Annotated in this window: 18 protein-coding genes and 1 pseudogene; 13 read left to right on the forward strand and 6 right to left on the reverse strand. The window is 40.5% G+C overall.

Going from position 1 to position 18,751, the window contains the following annotated elements; translation table 11 throughout:
• Window positions 1–39 precede the first annotated feature (39 nt).
• The 6 genes and pseudogenes from ADS77_RS21710 to ADS77_RS13705 all read right to left on the reverse strand — a co-directional run bounded on the left by ADS77_RS21710 (window position 40) and on the right by ADS77_RS13705 (window position 5,637).
• Window positions 40–867 (reverse strand): IS1595 family transposase, encoded by an 828-nt coding sequence (locus ADS77_RS21710; RefSeq protein WP_082355693.1) that lies wholly within the window; start codon window positions 865–867, stop codon window positions 40–42.
• Window positions 868–1,242: 375 nt separating this feature from the next.
• Window positions 1,243–1,466: pseudogene (locus tag ADS77_RS22925) on the reverse strand (hypothetical protein); the annotation flags it as partial.
• A gap of 99 nt (window positions 1,467–1,565) precedes the next feature.
• Entirely contained in the window at window positions 1,566–2,078 is a 513-nt protein-coding gene (locus ADS77_RS13690) for a hypothetical protein (RefSeq protein ID WP_054454935.1), read from the reverse strand.
• Window positions 2,079–2,211: 133 nt separating this feature from the next.
• Window positions 2,212–2,688: an FKBP-type peptidyl-prolyl cis-trans isomerase gene (locus tag ADS77_RS13695; protein WP_054454936.1), complete on the reverse strand. Its 477-nt coding sequence runs from the start codon at window positions 2,686–2,688 to the stop codon at window positions 2,212–2,214.
• Window positions 2,685–5,099, reverse strand: a complete 2,415-nt coding sequence (locus ADS77_RS13700) for a Lon protease family protein (RefSeq protein WP_054206345.1) — start codon at window positions 5,097–5,099, stop codon at window positions 2,685–2,687. Before ADS77_RS13700 ends, ADS77_RS13695 begins: the two co-directional genes overlap by 4 nt.
• Window positions 5,100–5,178: 79 nt before the next feature.
• Window positions 5,179–5,637 carry a zinc ribbon-containing protein gene (locus ADS77_RS13705; protein ID WP_054206344.1) on the reverse strand — a complete coding sequence of 153 codons (459 nt, stop codon included), beginning with the start codon at window positions 5,635–5,637 and terminating at the stop codon, window positions 5,179–5,181.
• Between the two features lie 184 nt (window positions 5,638–5,821).
• On the opposite strand from ADS77_RS13705, the gene leuS reads away from it, so the two are divergent.
• The 13 genes from leuS (at window position 5,822) to lipA (ending at window position 18,711) form a co-directional block, all read left to right on the forward strand.
• Entirely contained in the window at window positions 5,822–8,410 is a 2,589-nt protein-coding gene (gene leuS / locus ADS77_RS13710) for a leucine--tRNA ligase (protein ID WP_054454938.1), read from the forward strand.
• Between the two features lie 2 nt (window positions 8,411–8,412).
• Complete coding sequence (gene lptE / locus ADS77_RS13715) at window positions 8,413–8,907, forward strand: LPS assembly lipoprotein LptE (RefSeq protein WP_054206342.1); 495 nt, start codon at window positions 8,413–8,415, stop codon at window positions 8,905–8,907.
• Window positions 8,907–9,944: a DNA polymerase III subunit delta gene (gene holA, locus ADS77_RS13720; RefSeq protein WP_054454940.1), complete on the forward strand. Its 1,038-nt coding sequence runs from the start codon at window positions 8,907–8,909 to the stop codon at window positions 9,942–9,944. Before lptE ends, holA begins: the two co-directional genes overlap by 1 nt.
• Window positions 9,945–9,960: 16 nt before the next feature.
• Window positions 9,961–10,596, forward strand: a complete 636-nt coding sequence (gene nadD / locus ADS77_RS13725; protein ID WP_054206340.1) for a nicotinate-nucleotide adenylyltransferase — start codon at window positions 9,961–9,963, stop codon at window positions 10,594–10,596.
• Window positions 10,597–10,649: 53 nt separating this feature from the next.
• On the forward strand, window positions 10,650–10,967 hold the full coding sequence (gene rsfS, locus ADS77_RS13730; RefSeq protein ID WP_054206339.1) for a ribosome silencing factor: 318 nt from the start codon (window positions 10,650–10,652) through the stop codon (window positions 10,965–10,967).
• A gap of 36 nt (window positions 10,968–11,003) precedes the next feature.
• On the forward strand, window positions 11,004–11,474 hold the full coding sequence (gene rlmH / locus ADS77_RS13735; RefSeq protein ID WP_054206338.1) for a 23S rRNA (pseudouridine(1915)-N(3))-methyltransferase RlmH: 471 nt from the start codon (window positions 11,004–11,006) through the stop codon (window positions 11,472–11,474).
• A 9-nt stretch (window positions 11,475–11,483) separates the two neighbouring features.
• Entirely contained in the window at window positions 11,484–13,367 is a 1,884-nt protein-coding gene (gene mrdA, locus ADS77_RS13740) for a penicillin-binding protein 2 (RefSeq protein ID WP_054206337.1), read from the forward strand.
• Window positions 13,364–14,467, forward strand: a complete 1,104-nt coding sequence (gene rodA, locus ADS77_RS13745) for a rod shape-determining protein RodA (protein ID WP_054206336.1) — start codon at window positions 13,364–13,366, stop codon at window positions 14,465–14,467. Before mrdA ends, rodA begins: the two co-directional genes overlap by 4 nt.
• The gene (locus ADS77_RS13750; RefSeq protein ID WP_054206335.1) at window positions 14,467–15,246 is read left to right on the forward strand and encodes a septal ring lytic transglycosylase RlpA family protein; all 780 of its coding nucleotides are present in this window, start codon (window positions 14,467–14,469) and stop codon (window positions 15,244–15,246) included. The genes rodA and ADS77_RS13750 overlap by 1 nt, the downstream gene beginning before the upstream one ends.
• Window positions 15,247–15,298: 52 nt before the next feature.
• Window positions 15,299–16,459, forward strand: coding sequence for a serine hydrolase (locus ADS77_RS13755; protein ID WP_054206334.1), 1,161 nt, complete (start codon window positions 15,299–15,301; stop codon window positions 16,457–16,459).
• Window positions 16,460–16,797: 338 nt separating this feature from the next.
• Window positions 16,798–17,076 (forward strand): DUF493 family protein YbeD, encoded by a 279-nt coding sequence (gene ybeD, locus ADS77_RS13760; RefSeq protein WP_054206333.1) that lies wholly within the window; start codon window positions 16,798–16,800, stop codon window positions 17,074–17,076.
• A gap of 19 nt (window positions 17,077–17,095) precedes the next feature.
• Window positions 17,096–17,749, forward strand: coding sequence for a lipoyl(octanoyl) transferase LipB (gene lipB / locus ADS77_RS13765; RefSeq protein ID WP_082355694.1), 654 nt, complete (start codon window positions 17,096–17,098; stop codon window positions 17,747–17,749).
• Window positions 17,746–18,711 (forward strand): lipoyl synthase, encoded by a 966-nt coding sequence (gene lipA, locus ADS77_RS13770; protein WP_054206332.1) that lies wholly within the window; start codon window positions 17,746–17,748, stop codon window positions 18,709–18,711. Before lipB ends, lipA begins: the two co-directional genes overlap by 4 nt.
• Window positions 18,712–18,751: the final 40 nt, after the last annotated feature.

Consider the following 18,751-nt stretch of genomic DNA (forward strand, 5'->3'; position numbering starts at 1 on the left):
GGCTATGTTGTAGTTGAGTGTGGGTATTAAAAATTCATATCATAATGCCTCTTTTATCCATGTTTGATCTGAATACTCAGTGTTATCTTCCATAAACCTAAACCAGCTTAAATAATTCTCAATGTAGTCTGTACCAATGCCATTAAAACGTCTTAACCATGCCTTCCAGCGCATCATATAATTATTAAGTGTTTGGATATGGTAAATACCTTCTACCACTCTTTGGTTATCCAAGCCAATCAAGCGTTTATGGTCAATATCGAGTTCTTTAGCAATACCTTTATACGATAAGTTTCCATCAGTACAAAGCACWGAGCCTGATGATAATAAAGGCTTCAATTGTGCTTGAATATTTTCTTTTGTATTTCGCTCTAAAACCTTGTGAGATATAGCACCACTACGATCAAGAGCAATGAAAATAGGAACTTTTTCGATTTTTCCACCACCACGTTTACGGGACTTACGGTTAATAACCCTCTTACCTTTAAAAGATTCTGGTAAAGATGTTTCATCAGCTTCAATAACACCCGTTAGTACTGAAGGATTAAAGCTGGCAGGGGCTTTAATAAACATATGTCTCCAACGAAATGACGTTCTAAGTGTTATATTCAAAGCTTTAGCTGATTTTCTAAGGGATACGCCTTCCCACATCAATTTGGTATATTCGATCCACTTCTCAGCCTTTTTCATTCGGTAAAGTGGTGAGTCTGCAAGTGCATTAAATGTTTTGTTGCATGATTTACACTTAAAGCGCTGAATTCCTTGCTTTGTCATTCCCCAACGATTTAGATTATGTGAATCACAATGGGGAGCGTAATTTAAGTTGGTAATGTGATGTAGTATATTTTGAAACTGCTTGGAAGCCATGTTGCACCTACCGTTATTAGGTTTCAGTATATTAAATATAGTTCACCAACACTGAAATACAACATAGCCCCATACATACAGTTATTTATTTTTGAGATTTACCCTATGAAGTCACCTTTTTTAACTATGATTTCGGAACAAATGTATTTAAAGCGCTATGCTAAAATTGGATAAATAAACTAGACAGCCACTTTAATTGAGCAAATAAAACTGCGCTACTAAGTTTACTATTTTGGGCTAAAAACTTATCTCTTTTTATATCATAACCCGCACATCGTTCATTAAGCGAGCGCCTATCACTGTTAAACCTAAATTACGCGCATAAAAATAACCGCATAATTGCAGTTCTAACTTTTTTACTGGGGACTTTTAACTTTATGCCAGCAGCTTTTCGCTGTTGCTGACGTTGCTACGCCGTTTTCTGTTCAAGTGTTCACAGTAACTCTTTTATGAGGTCGTCCTACCCACTGCGCCATGAAATACGCGAGTAAATTCCGTGCTCAGTTTTCTGGTGAAATATTGACTCTTTCTAGTAAAGGTAAATGTGTACTTTCAATATACCCGCGCTTGCCTTCTCGTATACAACGCCCTGTTAATTCATGACCTCGAAAAATAATCTGGTTAATAGGATCTCCACATACCCATCATACGCGTTTGGTTTATAGACATTGCAATAGTGGACATATACTAATTACGCCCTAGTCATTGTCTCGTTTTTTCATTTCAGTGACGATCATTTCTATCATTTGTCGCTTTATAGCCGCTTGCTCAGTTTGCATTTCGCCCAACTGCTTTACCAATAAGTCTATTTGCGCTTGCTGTTGGCTATTTTTATATTTTTTAGCGCCAATGTGCTCTACTTCAACAGTAAGGCTTTGCTCTAATGAGCTTACCTGTACGTCTGTAAATTGGGCTTGTGAGCTTTCAAGTTGTAAGTGGCGCTGAATGGGGTTTTGGTTTAATTTATTAATTTGTTCTTGGAGCACAGTAATTTTTTGGGCGAAATTTTCATAGATTTTTTCGAGATTTTTATATTGCTCACCAAAGCTAACATCGTCATCGCTATACTCTTGCGCTTTATCATCTAAAAACTCAGATAAAATATACGCTGGCTCTTCTTCGTCTTGCTGTTCTTTCTTTTCGAGGTGCATTTCGTAGCGGCTTTTGTAACCTTGCGCTTCAGGGGGGGTGATTACGGGTAATATTTTCATTATTTCATCCTTAAAATAACCAAAGTGTTAGTTGGTTCTATATCGACATAAAATAAAAAAACTTGAGGAAAAAGAGTCCGGCTTGGTAATGTCACCAAGCCTAGGGCGTATTTTATATAAAGGGATAATTATTCTAAGATTCTATTTTCAGTAACTCTACTTCAAATATTAGTAACGAAGCGGCTGCAATGCTGCCAACTCGCTTTTCGCCATACGCTAATTGGTGTGGAATAAAAAAGGTGTATTTATCCCCCTCACCCATCAGCTGCAGGCCTTCTGTCCAGCCTTTAATAACTTGGTGTAAACCAAAACTAATTGGGCTATTGCGATCAACCGAGCTATCAAAAACACTGCCATCAATTAAAGTGCCGTGATAATGCACATTTACCATACTAGTTGGGCTTGGTTTTGTTTCGCTACCACTGCTATGAATTACTTTATATTGCAAGCCAGAGGCCGTTTGTTGCACCCCTTCCACTTTGCTGTTAGCAACTAAGAAATCCGCTTCAATTTGCGCATTAACGATTGCTTGTTGCTTAGTTTTTTTACTGTTTCTAAAAATAAAAAAGCAGAGTGTGACGATCATCATCGCCAATATAATGTTGATCATGATTCTTCTTTCTCGTCTTCTTTTTCGTCACTGTCGCCATTAACAATATCAGCAATATCATTTAAACGTGCTAAAGCAATGCCGTTAACTGAGTTTTCAGGGTATTGACCATCTCGTAGGTCACCCGCTTCCATATTCATTAATACATTAAGCGCTTGATCAACGGTCTCTACAGCATAAATATGAAACTTACCCAACTCAACAGCAGCCAATATTTCATCATCTAACACCAAGTTAACTTGGTTTGATTTTGGAATAATAACGCCCTGTCCAGATGTTAAACCACGCATTTTGCATAGCTTAAAAAAGCCTTCGATTTTTTCGTTCACACCACCAATGGCTTGCACATCACCATGTTGGTTTATTGAGCCAGTAAGCGCAATTGATTGACTAAGAGGCAAACTAGTAATAGCCGATATAAGTGCGCATAGCTCAGCTAACGATGCGCTGTCGCCGTCAATGTAGCCGTAGCTTTGCTCAATAGCGATATTCGCACTGAGCGTTAGGCTAAATTGTTGCGCGTATTTATTACCTAAGTAACCGGTTAAAAGCATTACACCTTTAGAGTGAATAGCTTTGCCCAGTTCAGCTTCGCGTTCTACGTCAATTACACCATCGGCACCGGCGTAAACCGTTGCCGTAATACGTGCTGGTGTACCAAATGAAGTATCGCCAATATGTAATACCGTTAAACCATTTACTTTACCCACGGCTTGGCCGTCGGTTGCAATTAATGTGTGGCCTTCTTTAATATCGCTGAGCATATTTTCACTGATCTGCCCGGTGCGGTATTGCTTGCCTTCAATAGCTTCATCAATGTGGTGCGCGTCAATTAAGGTTAAATTATCTTGTTTGGTATAAAAGCTTGCTTCAGCCACCAGCTCCAGTACATCAGCAAAACGCGCAGATAGTTTATTATGATGCTCTGCTTGGCGATAACTAAATTTAAGTAATCGTGCCATTGCCTCATCTGTTAATGTGCATTTTAACGTACCTTGGCAATATTCAATCACCTTGGTAATAAATTGGTATTGCAACTTATCACTGCTTGGCAAGTAATAATCAAAGTCTGCAAGCACCCTAAATAACTCAGCAAATTCTTCATCGTATTCACCTATGGTGTAATACAAATCACGTGAGCCTAACAGAATAATTTTTACATCAAGCGGAATAAGCTGCGGGCGCAGTGTAAAACTACTGCCTACAGCGTTATCTTGGTATGGTAAATCATTTTTAATTTGGTGGGTTTTAAGTGATAGCTTTAAGCCATCCCACACCAATGGATTTGCCATCACTTTTTCAGCGTCCATAATTAAATAGCCGCCATTAGCGCGATGCAATGCCCCAGGCTGAATTGAACGATAACTGGTTATAAGTGAGCCTTGCGACGCTGCATATTCTATTTTGCCAAAAATGTTGCCAAAGGTTGGGTTGGGTTCGTACACCACTGGTGCAGCATCCCCTTCTTTAAACTCGACTAAAATATTGGGCGCAAAAAAGTCAGTAAGCATGCCTTTACGGTCAAAGTCTTCTTTGTTTTCGTCGCTTTCGTCTTCATCATCGAGCCACTCAAGCACCGCGTCGATAATTTCTACGCGAATATCTTTTAAGTAACGCAGTACACCTATGTGGGCTGCGTATTTATGCTCTAGGTCTTTTAATAATGGTTTTGTAGCAAGCTCTGCCGTAGACTTTTTCAAGTTACGTAATTTTTCAGACGATTCGCGCTTCCAACGTGGCAACTCTATAAGCGCTTCTATTAAAGCATCTTCAAGTTTTTCAATTTTTTCGTAAAACTGTTCTCGTAGTTCGTCATCCAGCGCGGCAAATTCAGCGTCACTGAGCTGCTTTCCATCTACAAGTGGTGCAAAACCAACAACACTTTTTTCTTCAATTAAGGCAACACTTTGCTCTAGCGCTGCGACTTCCACTTCGGTAATGGCGGCATCGTATGCATCGTTAAATTCACGATCGATTTTCTTCTTCTTACGTTGATACGCAGGATTATCAAATGCAGCCGGAAAGGTATCAAGTACTTCGTCGATAAATGAGTCAATGTCGTCAGCTAACTGCTTGCTTTGCCCAGCTTGTAAAAACATAGCAATGGGTTCACGGTGATCATCGTAATTATTAACATATAACCATTCATTTGGAGTCGGACGACCTTTACTGTGCGCTTGAAGCTTATCTTTTACAAGCGTGAAACGCCCGTGAGCGGCCTCCCCCATTACATATACGTTATAGCCGGGAAGCTCCATTCCTAATGAAAAATCCAACGCACTTTGAGCACGTTGCTGACCTATAAAAGTCAACGTTTCGGGATATGGATTGCTCATGCACGTTTGTACATGATTAAGTGAAATGGTCGGCGCAAGGGCAGACACAGGTAATGGCAACAGTTTCTTCGTCATTCTAACTTCTTTTTATACCAACATATTCGCTGATTTTTAGGTTCTACACAGGGCCAACATTCACCCTATATAAATGTATTTAGGGCTGTAGTGCCTTACGGCTAAAGTAGATACCATCACACTTTGTACACGCGCTAATTTGCGTTGCATGGTAAATATCATAACTATGGTTACAATTCTTACATACTAATGTGCCCATTGCTATCCATTCACCTTGGTGATACACCCCATTGTGCTTAAAATCTTGATTTAATGCTTGCCATTCAAGCTGAGTTTTATCTTCAATATGTGAAAGTTCATACCAAAAAGACTCTTTAAGCTCTTGCCATGCGAGAGAGTCGTAGTGTTTTTCGTGCTGTTGAATGTGATCAATATCGCGCTTTAGGTATTCACGATACAAAATGAGTTTTTCTTGACCTAATTGCTTAAGCGCTTGTTCGGATTCTACAAAGCGGTTAATTGCGGCTTTAACTTCATGCTCATTGACGTCTTTTAACCAGGCACTTAAATCAGTTAACCATGCTTTATAATCAGCCATAATTTACTCCTGCAAAATTGTGTTTAGCGAGCCTATACCCTATACGAGTATAGGTTAACCTGCCCTGAAAACTAATTTAGTGATGATTTTATAAAATCCGCCGATTTGACGCTGTAATTAGTGTTTTTTTTGGGGTATCCTAACGACAATTTTTTATTAGTTTGCAAGAAGTCTGGAATCGTAGATGCAAGAGCAATATAACCCGCAAGATATAGAGTCAAAAGTCCAAGCCTACTGGGAAGAAAACCAAGTATTTAAAGCCACTGAAGACGAGAGCAAAGAAAAGTATTACTGTCTTTCTATGTTCCCATACCCAAGCGGCCGACTCCACATGGGTCATGTGCGTAACTACACCATTGGTGATGTTGTTTCTCGCTTCCAACGCTTACAAGGCAAAAACGTAATGCAACCTATGGGTTGGGATGCGTTTGGTCTTCCTGCAGAAAATGCGGCAATTAAAAATAAAACAGCCCCTGCAAAATGGACTTACGAAAACATTGATTACATGCGTACTCAACTTAAGCAATTGGGTTTTGGTTATGACTGGGATCGCGAAATTGCAACTTGTCACCCAGATTATTACAAGTGGGAACAATGGTTTTTCACTAAGCTATACGAAAAAGGCTTAGTATATAAAAAAATGTCAACGGTTAACTGGGATCCAGTAGATCAAACAGTACTTGCTAACGAGCAGGTTATTGATGGTCGCGGTTGGCGCTCTGGTGCAGTTGTTGAGCAAAAAGAAATTCCACAGTGGTTTATTAAAATCACTGACTACGCACAAGAATTACTTGACGATTTAGATAAGCTAGAAGACTGGCCTGAGCAAGTTAAAACGATGCAACGTAACTGGATTGGCCGCTCTGAAGGGCTAGACATCGAGTTTACACGCACGGATAACAACGAAAAATTCAGCGTTTATACGACGCGTCCAGATACATTTATGGGTGTAACTTACCTTGCAGTTGCAGGCGCACACCCAATTGCACAAGAAGCGGCTAAAAACAGCGATGCTATCGCTATGTTTGTTGATGAATGTAAAAACACCAAAGTTGCTGAAGCAGATATGGCAACAATGGAGAAAAAAGGCATCGCAACAGGTTTTTTTGCCACTCATCCATTAACAGGCGAACAAGTGCCTATTTGGGTTGCTAACTTTGTATTAATGCATTACGGCTCAGGCGCAGTAATGGCAGTACCGGCGCACGACCAACGTGATTTTGAATTTGCGACTGCTTATGGCTTAGATATCAAGCAAGTTATCGCACCTGCAACAGGGTCAGATCTTGACGTTAATTTAAAAGATGCCGCTTTCACTGAAAAAGGCGTACTTGTTAACTCTGGTGAATTTGACGGCCTTGATTTTGAAGGCGCATTTAACGCTGTTGCCGATAAACTTGAAGCACTGGGTGTGGGTGAGCGTAAAGTAAACTTCCGTCTGCGTGATTGGGGCGTTAGCCGCCAACGTTATTGGGGCTCTCCAATCCCCATGCTAAGCGACGAAGAAGGTAACGAATTAGCTGCAACTGAAGAGATGCTACCGGTACGCTTACCAGAGGACGTAGTAATGAATGGTGTTACATCACCAATCAAAGCTGATCCTAACTGGGCAAAAACCACCGTTAATGGTAAACCTGCATTTCATGAAACAGATACCTTTGACACCTTTATGGAATCATCATGGTACTACGCTCGTTACTGTAGCCCACGCCACGACGAAGGCATGCTTGATCCCGCGGCTGCAAACTACTGGTTACCAGTAAACCAATATATTGGTGGTATTGAGCACGCAATTTTGCACTTATTGTATTCGCGCTTTTTCCACAAATTATTACGTGACTTTGGCTTGGTAAACTCAGATGAGCCATTTGATCGCTTACTATGTCAAGGCATGGTGCTTGCTGAAACTTTCTATCGTAAGGATGAAAAAGGCGGCGACATTTGGATATCTCCAAGTGATGTAAATACTGAAACCGATGAAAAAGGCCGCGTTACTAAAGCATGGCATAAAGAAGACGGCGAGCCAGTATTCTCATCAGGCATGAGCAAAATGTCTAAGTCAAAAAACAACGGTATTGACCCACAGCAAGTTATTGCTCAATACGGCGCAGATACGGTACGTTTGTTTATGATGTTTACCGCACCACCTGAGCAAACACTTGAATGGTCTGATACGGGTGTTGAGGGCGCACATCGTTTTATTAAACGTGTGTGGAAATACGCGGTTGATGTAAACACGGTAGGTGTCCAAACACTCGATAAAGCAGCCTTAAACAACGAGCAAAAAGTGCTACGTCGTGAACTACATAAAGCCATTGCAAAAGTGACTGATGATGTTTCACGTCGTCAAACTTTCAATACGGCCATTGCTGCAATCATGGAAATTTCCAACAAATTGTTAAAAGCGCCATTAGCTGACACCCAAGATGTTGCGATTGCTAATGAAGCACTTGAAGCATTGCTAATTATGCTTGCGCCAATCACTCCGCATTTGTCACATCAATTATGGCAAGAGCTTGGTAAAGAAGGCGATATTTTAGATGCATCTTGGCCTGTTGTGGATGAGTTAGCACTTGTTGAAGATGAAAAATTAATCATCGTACAAGTAAACGGCAAACTACGCGCTAAATTAACCGTCCCAGCAGATGCAACTAAAGAACAAGTAGAAGCACTTGCTTTTGCCGAATCAAACGTGACTAAGTTTACTGATGGCGTAACTATCCGCAAGGTTATTTATGTACCAGGTAAACTACTTAACGTGGTTGCTAACTAATTATGGCAGCATTTAATGCCATTAAAAACGGACTAGCCTTAGCGCTAGTCTGTTTTTTGTTATCAGGCTGTGGTTTCCACTTAAAAAAAGCATCTAGTTTACCTGATGACCTAACCACCTTAACATTAAGCGGTGATGACGAAAGATCTGCGTTATTTGCCATGCTTGATAAAGAACTCACCCTAAGTAAAGTTGAGTTACTGTCTGCCCCTAAAAAGAATGTTGCTCAGCTGTATTTATTTAAAGATAGCTTATCGCGTCAAACGTTATCGCTATTTAAAAATGGTCAAGTAGCTGAGTATGAATTAGCTTACAGTGTACGTTATTTAGTTAAACGTCCAGGTCAGCAAGCAATTGAAAAAAGCTTTGAACTTTATCGTAATTATCAGGACGACCCTGATAATGCGTTAGCTAAAGCAAAAGAATTCGATTTGCTGCTCAACGAAATTCGCAAACAAGCGAGCCGTAGAATTGTCAGAGAGCTTGCTCAACTGTAATGCGACTTTACGCTAATCAACTCTCTGGCCAATTAAACAAAAACCTACACCCATTTTATTTGGTGTTTGGTGAAGAGCCATTTCAAGTTGCACAATGTGCGCAACAAATTCGTACTGCTGCAAAACAGCAAGGTTTTGATGAAGTAATTAAACTCACCTTAATGCAGGGCTTTGATTGGCAAGAATTAGTAGCTCAATACCAAAGTATGTCGTTATTTAGTGCCCGCACGTTAATTGAACTTGATCTTAATTTTCAAAAACCTGGTACTGTTGGCAGCCAAACATTTAAACGTTTGGTTGAATTGAGTAACCCCGATACGGTATTAATAGTGACTGGCGCTAAAGCCAGCCAAGATATTCAACGCAGTGCGTGGTTTAAAGCATTAGATAAACAAGGCGCATTTGTACCCTGTTACCCGCTTACGGGAAACCACTTATCGCGCTGGCTTGATGACCAATGCTATCGCTTAAAAGTAAATATGCAGGCCGATGCTAAAAAAACACTACTTGATGCCACTGAAGGTAATTTATTAGCCTGTTTTCAAGAGCTCGAAAAGCTGTCGTTACTATATTCAAGTGAGCCAATAAGCCAACAACAGGTATTGCAAGGGCTACTTAATCAAGCCAAATTTGATATTTTTGATTTAAGTGATGCACTCTTACAAGGTAATGCTCAGCAAGCAATTAAAGTACTCAACAAACTCGCAAGCGATAATACTGAAGCTGTGAGCATTTTATGGACTGTGAGTAAAGAAGCGAATACTTTACTCAGCTTGCAATTAGGCTTACAACAGGGTGAACAACTGGCAGCCTTATTTAAACAAAAAGCTATTTGGAAAAATCAACAAGTTCCCGTTCAACAAGCACTTAATCGCTTATCAATTCAAACGCTTGAGCATATTATTTTGTTACTTGCGCAATTTGATGCCAGTTATAAACAAGGTCACTTAGTAAGGCCTTATCAAGCACTTGCTCATATTTGTTTGGTATTTTGCCAACCATTGGCAATGCCTCTGCCAGCACATCCACTCAATTAATCATTAGGATATAAAGATGATTGCGCTGTTTGGTGGTACTTTTGACCCTATTCATTTAGGCCATATTAATATGGCAAAACACTGTATTGAAGAATTTAATTTAGATACTTTGTATTTTATGCCATGCGCACTGCCTGCTCATAAAGCCGCACCAGGTATCAGCACTGAACATCGTATTGCAATGCTAAATGCGGCTATTGCGCCCTACCCTTTTTTTGAACTTGATTTACGCGAGTTAAATCGCACTGGGCCTTCTTACACTTTATTAAGTCTGCAAGAATTACGCGCAGAATACCCAAATAAACCATTGCTATTTTTAATTGGTATGGATTCATTTAATAGCTTAGATAAATGGTTTGAATGGCAAACCATTACCACACTTTGCCACATTGTGGTGTTCCAACGTCCAGATCTTACGTGTAGCGCAAGCGACGCGCTATTGGCTTACAAAAAATCAGCACTTTGCACCGATATTAAAGAGCTTACAACACAGCTTGGCGGAAAATTATACTTTTTACCCGGTGAGGAGCATGCAATTTCATCAAGTGACATTCGCAGCGCCATTAAAAATAATAAACATTTCAATGAACTTCTTCCCCATAGCGTGTGTCAGTATATTCAATCACATCAGCTTTATCTAAGTGATGAATAAATACCAGTTGCGTGATAAAATAACAGCTATTCACTTTTAAATGAGATAACACCTTGGATACGAAACAACTACTCGCCTTTGCAATAGATAAAATTGACGATATGAAAGCACGTGACATAGTTAATATTGATGTAAGCGAAAAATCAGATATCACAGACTACATGGTTGTGTGCTCTGGTACTTCTAAGCGCCATGTATTGTCAATTGCTGATCATTTAGCAAAAGAAGCTCGTCACGCAGGTCAAGAGCCTTTAGGTTATGAAGGCCAAAGCGATGGTGAATGGGCTCTGATTGATTTAGGCGATGTAATCGTACACGTTATGCAAGATCAAGCACGTAGCTATTACGACCTCGAAAAACTATGGGGCTAAGTGCCACTTAATTTTAACTGAGCTTGGATGTAACACGTGAAAATACAAATGATTGCAGTTGGCACTAAAATGCCAGCATGGGTAGAAACTGGCTTTGCACAATACCAACGTCGTTTTCCTAAAGATATGGCCTTAGAACTTATTGAGATCCCAGCTGGAAAACGTGGCAAAAATGCCGATATCAAGCGTATCTTGCATATTGAAGGTGAAAAAACCTTAGCTGCTATTCCCAAAGGCAATCGTATTGTCACCCTTGAAGTAACAGGTAAAGCACTTGATACTCACCAATTAGCAAAAAGCATGGAAAAGTGGCAACTGGATGGCCGCGATGTGAGTTTGCTAATTGGCGGCCCTGAAGGTTTGGCGCCAGAATGTATCGCAGCCTCAGAGCAAAAATGGTCACTATCAAATTTGACCCTACCGCATCCGCTGGTAAGAATTATTGTTGCAGAAAGCTTATATAGAGGCTGGAGCTTAAACAATAACCACCCATATCACCGCGAGTAACATTTACTCATGCTCAAAAAAAGGCCCACGATCCGAGACCACTCAGCAGAAGCTAATCTGTTTGCTCGTCGCGCATTTGTGGGTTTTGTTTTTGTAACTCTACTGGTCGCGGTTTTACTTTCTAATTTATACACTATTCAAGTTGATGATCATCAAGATTATCAAACGCGTTCAAACGATAACCGTATTAAAGTTATCCCTATCGCCCCAAATCGTGGCTTAATTTATGACCGTAACGGTGTATTACTCGCAGAAAATAAACCGGTCTATAATTTAGAGGTCATACCTGAAGACGTTGATGACCTTGATGCGTCACTGGCAGCTTTAACACAATTTATAGATATTTCAGAGCAACAAAAAAATGATTTTCTCGATGATATAAAAAATAATCGTCGCTTTAAAAGCCAAGTGCTCAAGGCGCGTTTAAATGAAGAGGAAGTCGCTAAGTTTTCAGTTAATCAACACAAATACCCCGGTTTTAGTATCGAAGCTCGCTTAGCGCGTTACTACCCCTTTGGCGATACTCTTACGCATGCACTCGGTTATGTTGCAAAGCTTAATAAAAAAGAACTTTCTAAACTTATATCTGAAGATCAAGGCACTAACTATCGCGCAACTCACGATATTGGCAAGCTTGGCATTGAAAAATATTATGAGCGTTTATTACACGGCCAAGTAGGTTCACAGCGCGTTGAAGTTAATAACCGTGGTCGTATTATTCGCACATTAAGTATGACTGCACCTGAACCGGGCCACGATCTTGTACTAACGCTTGATATAGGTTTACAACAAATAGCTCAACATACTTTAAAAGATATGCGTGGCGCTGTTGTTGTTATGGATGCAAAAGATGGTGGAATACTCGCACTGTATTCAAATCCTAGCTATGACCCTAATTTATTTGTACACGGTATCAGTAGTAAAAATTATAAAGCACTATTAAACCCTGATCGCCCTTTAATAAACCGCACGACTCAAGGACGTTACGCCCCAGCTTCAACTGTCAAACCTCATATGGCAATTTTAGCCTTAGAGGAAGGCTTAGTCACTGAGCACACAAAAATGTGGGACCCTGGTTTTTTCCAAATACCTAATGTTGAGCACAAATGGCGAGATTGGAAGCGCTGGGGTCATGGCCATGTTGATGTCTATAAAGCCATTGAAGAATCATGCGATACTTATTTTTATGATGCTGCTTATCGTTTAGGGATCACAAAAATTAGTGATTTTATGGCGCAGTTTGGTTTTGGTGATTTAACGGGCATAGATATCCATGAAGAAACCACCGCTATTTTACCATCTAAAGAGTGGAAAGAAGGCCGTTTTAAAGAGTCATGGTGGCGTGGTGATACAATTTCTGTTGGTATTGGTCAGGGCTATTGGACAGCAACCCCCATTCAAATTGCTAACGCAACAAATATACTTGTTAATAAAGGCGAACATCGCCCACCTCACTTGGTACAAGTGGCAAAACAAGAAGACCAAGTAACACCGATTATAAATGAAGAAAAACCACCTGTTATCCTCAAGGATGCAAAGCATTGGCAAATAGCATTAGATGCAATGCATAACACGGTTCATAAAACGACAGGCACAGCTCATAAAGCATTCAAAGGTGTAAATTACGATCCTGCTGGTAAAACAGGCACCGCGCAATTAGTGAGCATTGCTCAAGGTGAGCGTTACGATGCTGACGCGATAAAAGAACGCCACCGCGACAACGCTATTTATATCGGCTTTGCCCCGTATAATGATCCACAAATTGTCGTATCCATTGTGGTTGAAAACACCGGCGGTGGCAGTAGCGTTGGCGCACCGATCGCTCGGCAATTAATGGATTACTATTTTTCAGCTAACCCCGTTAACCTCCTTAGCAATACAGGCCAGCAATGAAATTAAATGACAAGCGCTCTATTTGGGACAAATTGCATTTAGACTTGCCGTTACTGCTTGCCTTAATAGCTATGATGGTCGCCAGTTTAACAATTGTTTACAGCGCCAGCGGTCAAGACATGGCAATGATGGTTCGCCATGCTACACGTATGGCGGGCGCTATTATTGGCATGTTTATTTTAGCCCAATTCTCCCCCGCTACACTTAAACGCCTCGTCATCCCCTTATATTGTTTAGGTCTATTGATGCTTGTAGGTGTACTACTTTTTGGCGTCAGTTCAAAAGGCGCACAGCGCTGGCTTGATTTAGGCATTACGCGCTTCCAACCATCTGAACTAATGAAAATAGCAGTGCCTATGATGGTTGCGTGGTACATAGGTCGAAATCACTTACCACCGAGAGCATTGCATTTAGTTGTCGGCTTTACCATCGTGATGCTTCCAACATTACTTATTAAAGAGCAACCGGATTTAGGTACCTCTATATTAATCGCCAGCTCTGGTGTGTTTGTGTTATTTTTATCTGGATTAAGTTGGCGGCTTATCGGTTTTTTAACCGCTTTAGTCGCACTTGCGGCATGGCCATTTTGGCATTACGGTATGCACGCTTATCAAAAACAACGCGTGTTAACGCTGTTTAATCCTGAGAGCGATCCGCTTGGTTCTGGTTATCATATTATTCAATCAAAAATAGCCATTGGTTCAGGCGGCATTGAAGGCAAAGGCTGGTTGCAAGGAACTCAATCACAATTAGAATTTTTACCAGAGCGCCACACTGACTTTATTTTTTCAGTACTCAGTGAGGAGTTTGGTTTATTTGGCGTGTGCTTGCTGTTATGTATGTACCTATTTATAATTGGTCGAGGCTTATACATTGCCGTTAATGCGCAAGATGCTTTTGGCAAGCTATTAGCCGGTGCACTAACATTAACATTCTTTGTTTATATATTTGTTAACATTGGTATGGTCTCGGGCTTATTACCTGTTGTTGGCGTACCTCTGCCATTAATAAGTTATGGCGGAACATCCATGGTCACACTCATGGCTGGATTTGGTATTATTATGTCAATCGCCACGGATAAAAGGATGCTATTAAAATAATGCTTACGACGATTAAATTCTTTAGCATATCGCTTATCATTATAACCTTAACGGCTTGTAGTAGTTCAGGCAGTAAAACGGACCACAGCAGCCGTTATAGTATGCGTCATGACTCAGCACCTTTGCGCCCGCCTACACAACTTGAAATGCAAAATGCAGTCGTCACAGCTGTGACTAAAAGTGCCAGTGCAGGACGGCCATACACTGTTCGTGGGAAAGGTTATACGCCGATGCTTGATGAAACAGGTTACAGCGAAGAAGGCATCGCGTCATGGTATGGCCGTAAATTTCACGGCTACCATACCTCAAACGGCGAAGTCTATGATATGTTTGCTATGACAGCTGCGCACAAAACATTACCCTTACCAAGCTTTGTCAAAGTCACCAATACCAGCAATGGTAAGTCGGTTATTGTTCGTGTAAACGATCGTGGCCCTTTTCATGATGACCGCCTAATTGATTTATCTTATTCAGCCGCCTATAAATTAGGGTATTATCGTCAGGGTACAGCGAGGGTTAAGATTGAAGCGATTACTATGGCGGATTCGACTCTTCGCTTAAGTTATATTCAAGTGGCTGCGGGAAGTACATTAAAAAATATTGAAGCGTTAGCATATACGCTGCGCCAGCAATACGCTTTACCAACGAGTATTGTAGAAAAAGATAATATTTATCGACTTCGCTTAGGTCCAATTAAGGATGCAGAGCAAGCTCAGCAAGTACTTGATAAATTAAAACAGAATCAATTTCAAAACGCGTTCTTGCTTTACAGTCAATAAGACCTTTAGAATGAGAAACGCGAATCTTTAACTTTAACCATTAATGAGTATGATGAAATCTATTAAATACAAAATTATAAGCGGAATGTGTGGCTTGGTTTGCTCAGCTGCCATTTTCTCAGCGACCGCTCAGGTCATGCCTGCACCTCCTCAAATTAATGCAAAAGGTTATTTCCTTGTTGATTTTACTACCGGTAAAGTAATCGCTGAGGGCGAACCTGATACACGTCTTGCGCCTGCTAGCTTAACAAAAATGATGACCAGTTATGTGATCGGCACTGAAATTAAAGCCGGTAACATCGCCCCAACGGACATGGTGACTGTTAGTGAAAAAGCATGGGCTAAAAACTTCCCTGAATCATCAAAAATGTTTATAGAAGTCGGTAAACAAATCAGCGTTGAAGATTTAAACCGTGGCATTATTATTCAATCGGGTAACGATGCCTGTGTTGCAATGGCTGAACACATTGCTGGCAGCGAAAGTGCCTTTGCTGATCTAATGAATGCGCATTCTGAAAAATTAGGTATGAGCAACACGCATTTTATCAATAGCCATGGTTTAGACACCAACGAGCATTTTACAACACCACGCGATATGGCCACATTAGGTGCTGCACTTATTCGTGATGTACCAGATGAATATGCTTTTTATGCTGAAAAATCATTTACCTTTAATGGTATAAAGCAATATAACCGTAACTCACTGTTATGGGACGAAAGTTTAGATGTAGACGGCATTAAAACGGGGCATACATCAGAAGCAGGTTATAGCTTAGTAACCTCAGCGACTAAAGATGAAATGCGCTTAATTGCTGTTGTTATGGGTACCTCAAGTGAACGTGCTCGCAAAGTAGAAAGTAAAAAATTACTTAACTACGGGTTTCGATTTTTTGAAACAATCACACCATATAAAGCCGGCGATAGTTTTGCTGAACAACGCATTTGGATGGGTAATAAAGAAAATGTATCGCTGGGTATTTTAGTTGATACACCGATAACAATCCCACGTGGCCAACGTAAAAATTTAAAAGCAGACTTTAAACTTGATAAAGTTCTAGAAGCACCACTGGCTAAAGGGTCTACAGTAGGCACTTTATCTTTAAAGCTTGAAGGCGAAGAAATTGCACAGTATCCTCTTGTAACACTTGAAGAAGTTGAAGAAGGTAGCTTCTTTAGCAAAATCTATGATTACTTACGTTTACAAATCATGTAAAACGTAACGAAAGAATATAAGCGCCTTGCACTGCAAGGCGTTTTTTTTTACTTTAAAAATGGTAGAATGCGCCCCATATCTAACCCGCAAGTAACCTGTAAGTAAATTGTATTGCGTAAATAGCCATTGATGGCGTCAAAAAATAATTTTTCACACCAAAATTTTTTAATGATAGCTTTGTTATAATTAAAATTATTGTGTAATACATGATTTTTTGCTACTTCGGATCAGTAATGTCTTAATACAATTATTATAAGGTCGATAATAGGTTATCTAATCTGATTATTGTTTAGTTATTTAAAGTACTAAACACACATTAAGTATGAGGAGTCAACGTCGTGGCTACACCTGTAAAAGATACTAAATTTGATGAATATTTAGAGTACCCTTGCCCATTTACGTTTAGAGTAATGGGTTTAGCGAACGTAAACTTAACTGATCAAATTCTAACTAAGTTACAACCAATTGCACCTGGCGATTACGCGCCAAAAGTAAAACCGAGCAGTAAAGGTAATTACGAGTCAGTTAGCTTAGTAGTAACGGTTACCAGTGGCGCTCATATTGAAGAAATCTATAACGTGATCAGTAATATTGATGACGTGCGTCATATGCTTTAAGCCATAATAGAGATTTATTGTGAACGAAAACACGTTAATAGTACGCCAACTTGGTCGAGCTCGCTACATGCCGATATGGCAGAAAATGCAAGCGTTTACCGATACGCGTGATGATGCAGTAGCTGATGAAATTTGGCTTGTTGAACATGATCCCGTATTCACGCAAGGCCAAGCAGGTAAAGACGAGCATGTACTTGCCCCTGGCGACATTGAAGTGATCAAAGTTGATCGTGGTGGTCAAGTGACTTACCACGGACCGGGTCAACAAATGATGTATGTACTATTTAACTTACGCCGCTTAAAAATAGGCGTGCGTGAACTGGTGACATGGCTTGAAGAGTGTATTATAGATACACTCAATGACTACGGCATTAGTGCTTATGCTAAAGCTGATGCGCCAGGTGTGTATGTAAACGATAGTAAAATTGCTTCACTAGGGCTTCGCGTTCGTCGCGGTTGCTCTTTTCATGGCCTTGCACTAAACGTAAGTATGGACATGAGCCCATTTTTACGTATAAACCCTTGTGGTTATGCGGGTATGAATATGGTGCAAACAACCGATTTAAACGGCCCACAAGACCTTGAACAAGCAGGTAATGGACTCGTTAAACACATGATAAAAAAGCTTAATGCAACTGAAGTTAAGTTTACTGAAGGGTTTGAAAACGAATGAATAAGCCAGTCAAGATGGAACCAGGGGTAAAACTGCGCGACGCTGAAAAAATGGCGTTGATCCCAGTAAAAGTATTACCGACTGAAAAAAATGAAATGCTACGTAAGCCCGAGTGGCTAAAAATTCGTTTGCCTAAATCAACTGAACGGATCGATGGCATTAAACAGGCAATGCGCAAACACGGTCTTCACTCAGTCTGTGAAGAAGCATCATGCCCAAACTTATCAGAGTGCTTTAACCACGGTACAGCAACCTTTATGATCTTAGGTGCTATCTGTACACGTCGTTGCCCATTTTGTGACGTTGCACACGGCCGTCCATTAACACCAGACGCCGCAGAACCTGAAAAATTAGCGCTGACAATCAGAGACATGAAGCTAAGCTATGTGGTGATCACCTCAGTTGACCGTGATGACTTACGTGATGGTGGCGCGCAACATTTTGCTGATTGTATCCGTGAAATTCGTAAATACAACCCGACTATCACTATCGAAATTTTAGTGCCTGATTTTCGTGGTCGTATGGACCGCGCGCTTGAAATTCTAATCGAAACACCACCAGATGTGTTTAACCACAACTTAGAAACTGCGCCGCGTTTGTATAAACTTGCGCGCCCTGGTGCTGATTACAAATGGTCATTAGAATTATTGCGTCGTTTTAAAGAAGCACACCCAGAAGTTAAAACTAAATCTGGTTTAATGGTAGGTCTTGGCGAAGAAATTAGCGAAATCGAGGAAGTGCTTCGCGATTTACGTGCTCACAACGTAGATATGCTAACTGTCGGCCAATATTTACAGCCTTCAAAGCACCATTTACCAGTAAAACGTTACGTACCACCAGCAGAGTTTGATGCACTTAAAGTGTACGCCGATGAAATTGGTTTTACTCATGCAGCCTCTGGCCCATTTGTTCGTTCAAGTTATCACGCTGATCAGCAAGCTGCAGGTAAAGAAGTGAAATAATCATTTCTACACAATTGAAAAAGCCGTTAGTAATGAGTTA

The organism is Pseudoalteromonas porphyrae (assembly GCF_001298125.1).
GTDB lineage: Bacteria > Pseudomonadota > Gammaproteobacteria > Enterobacterales > Alteromonadaceae > Pseudoalteromonas > Pseudoalteromonas neustonica.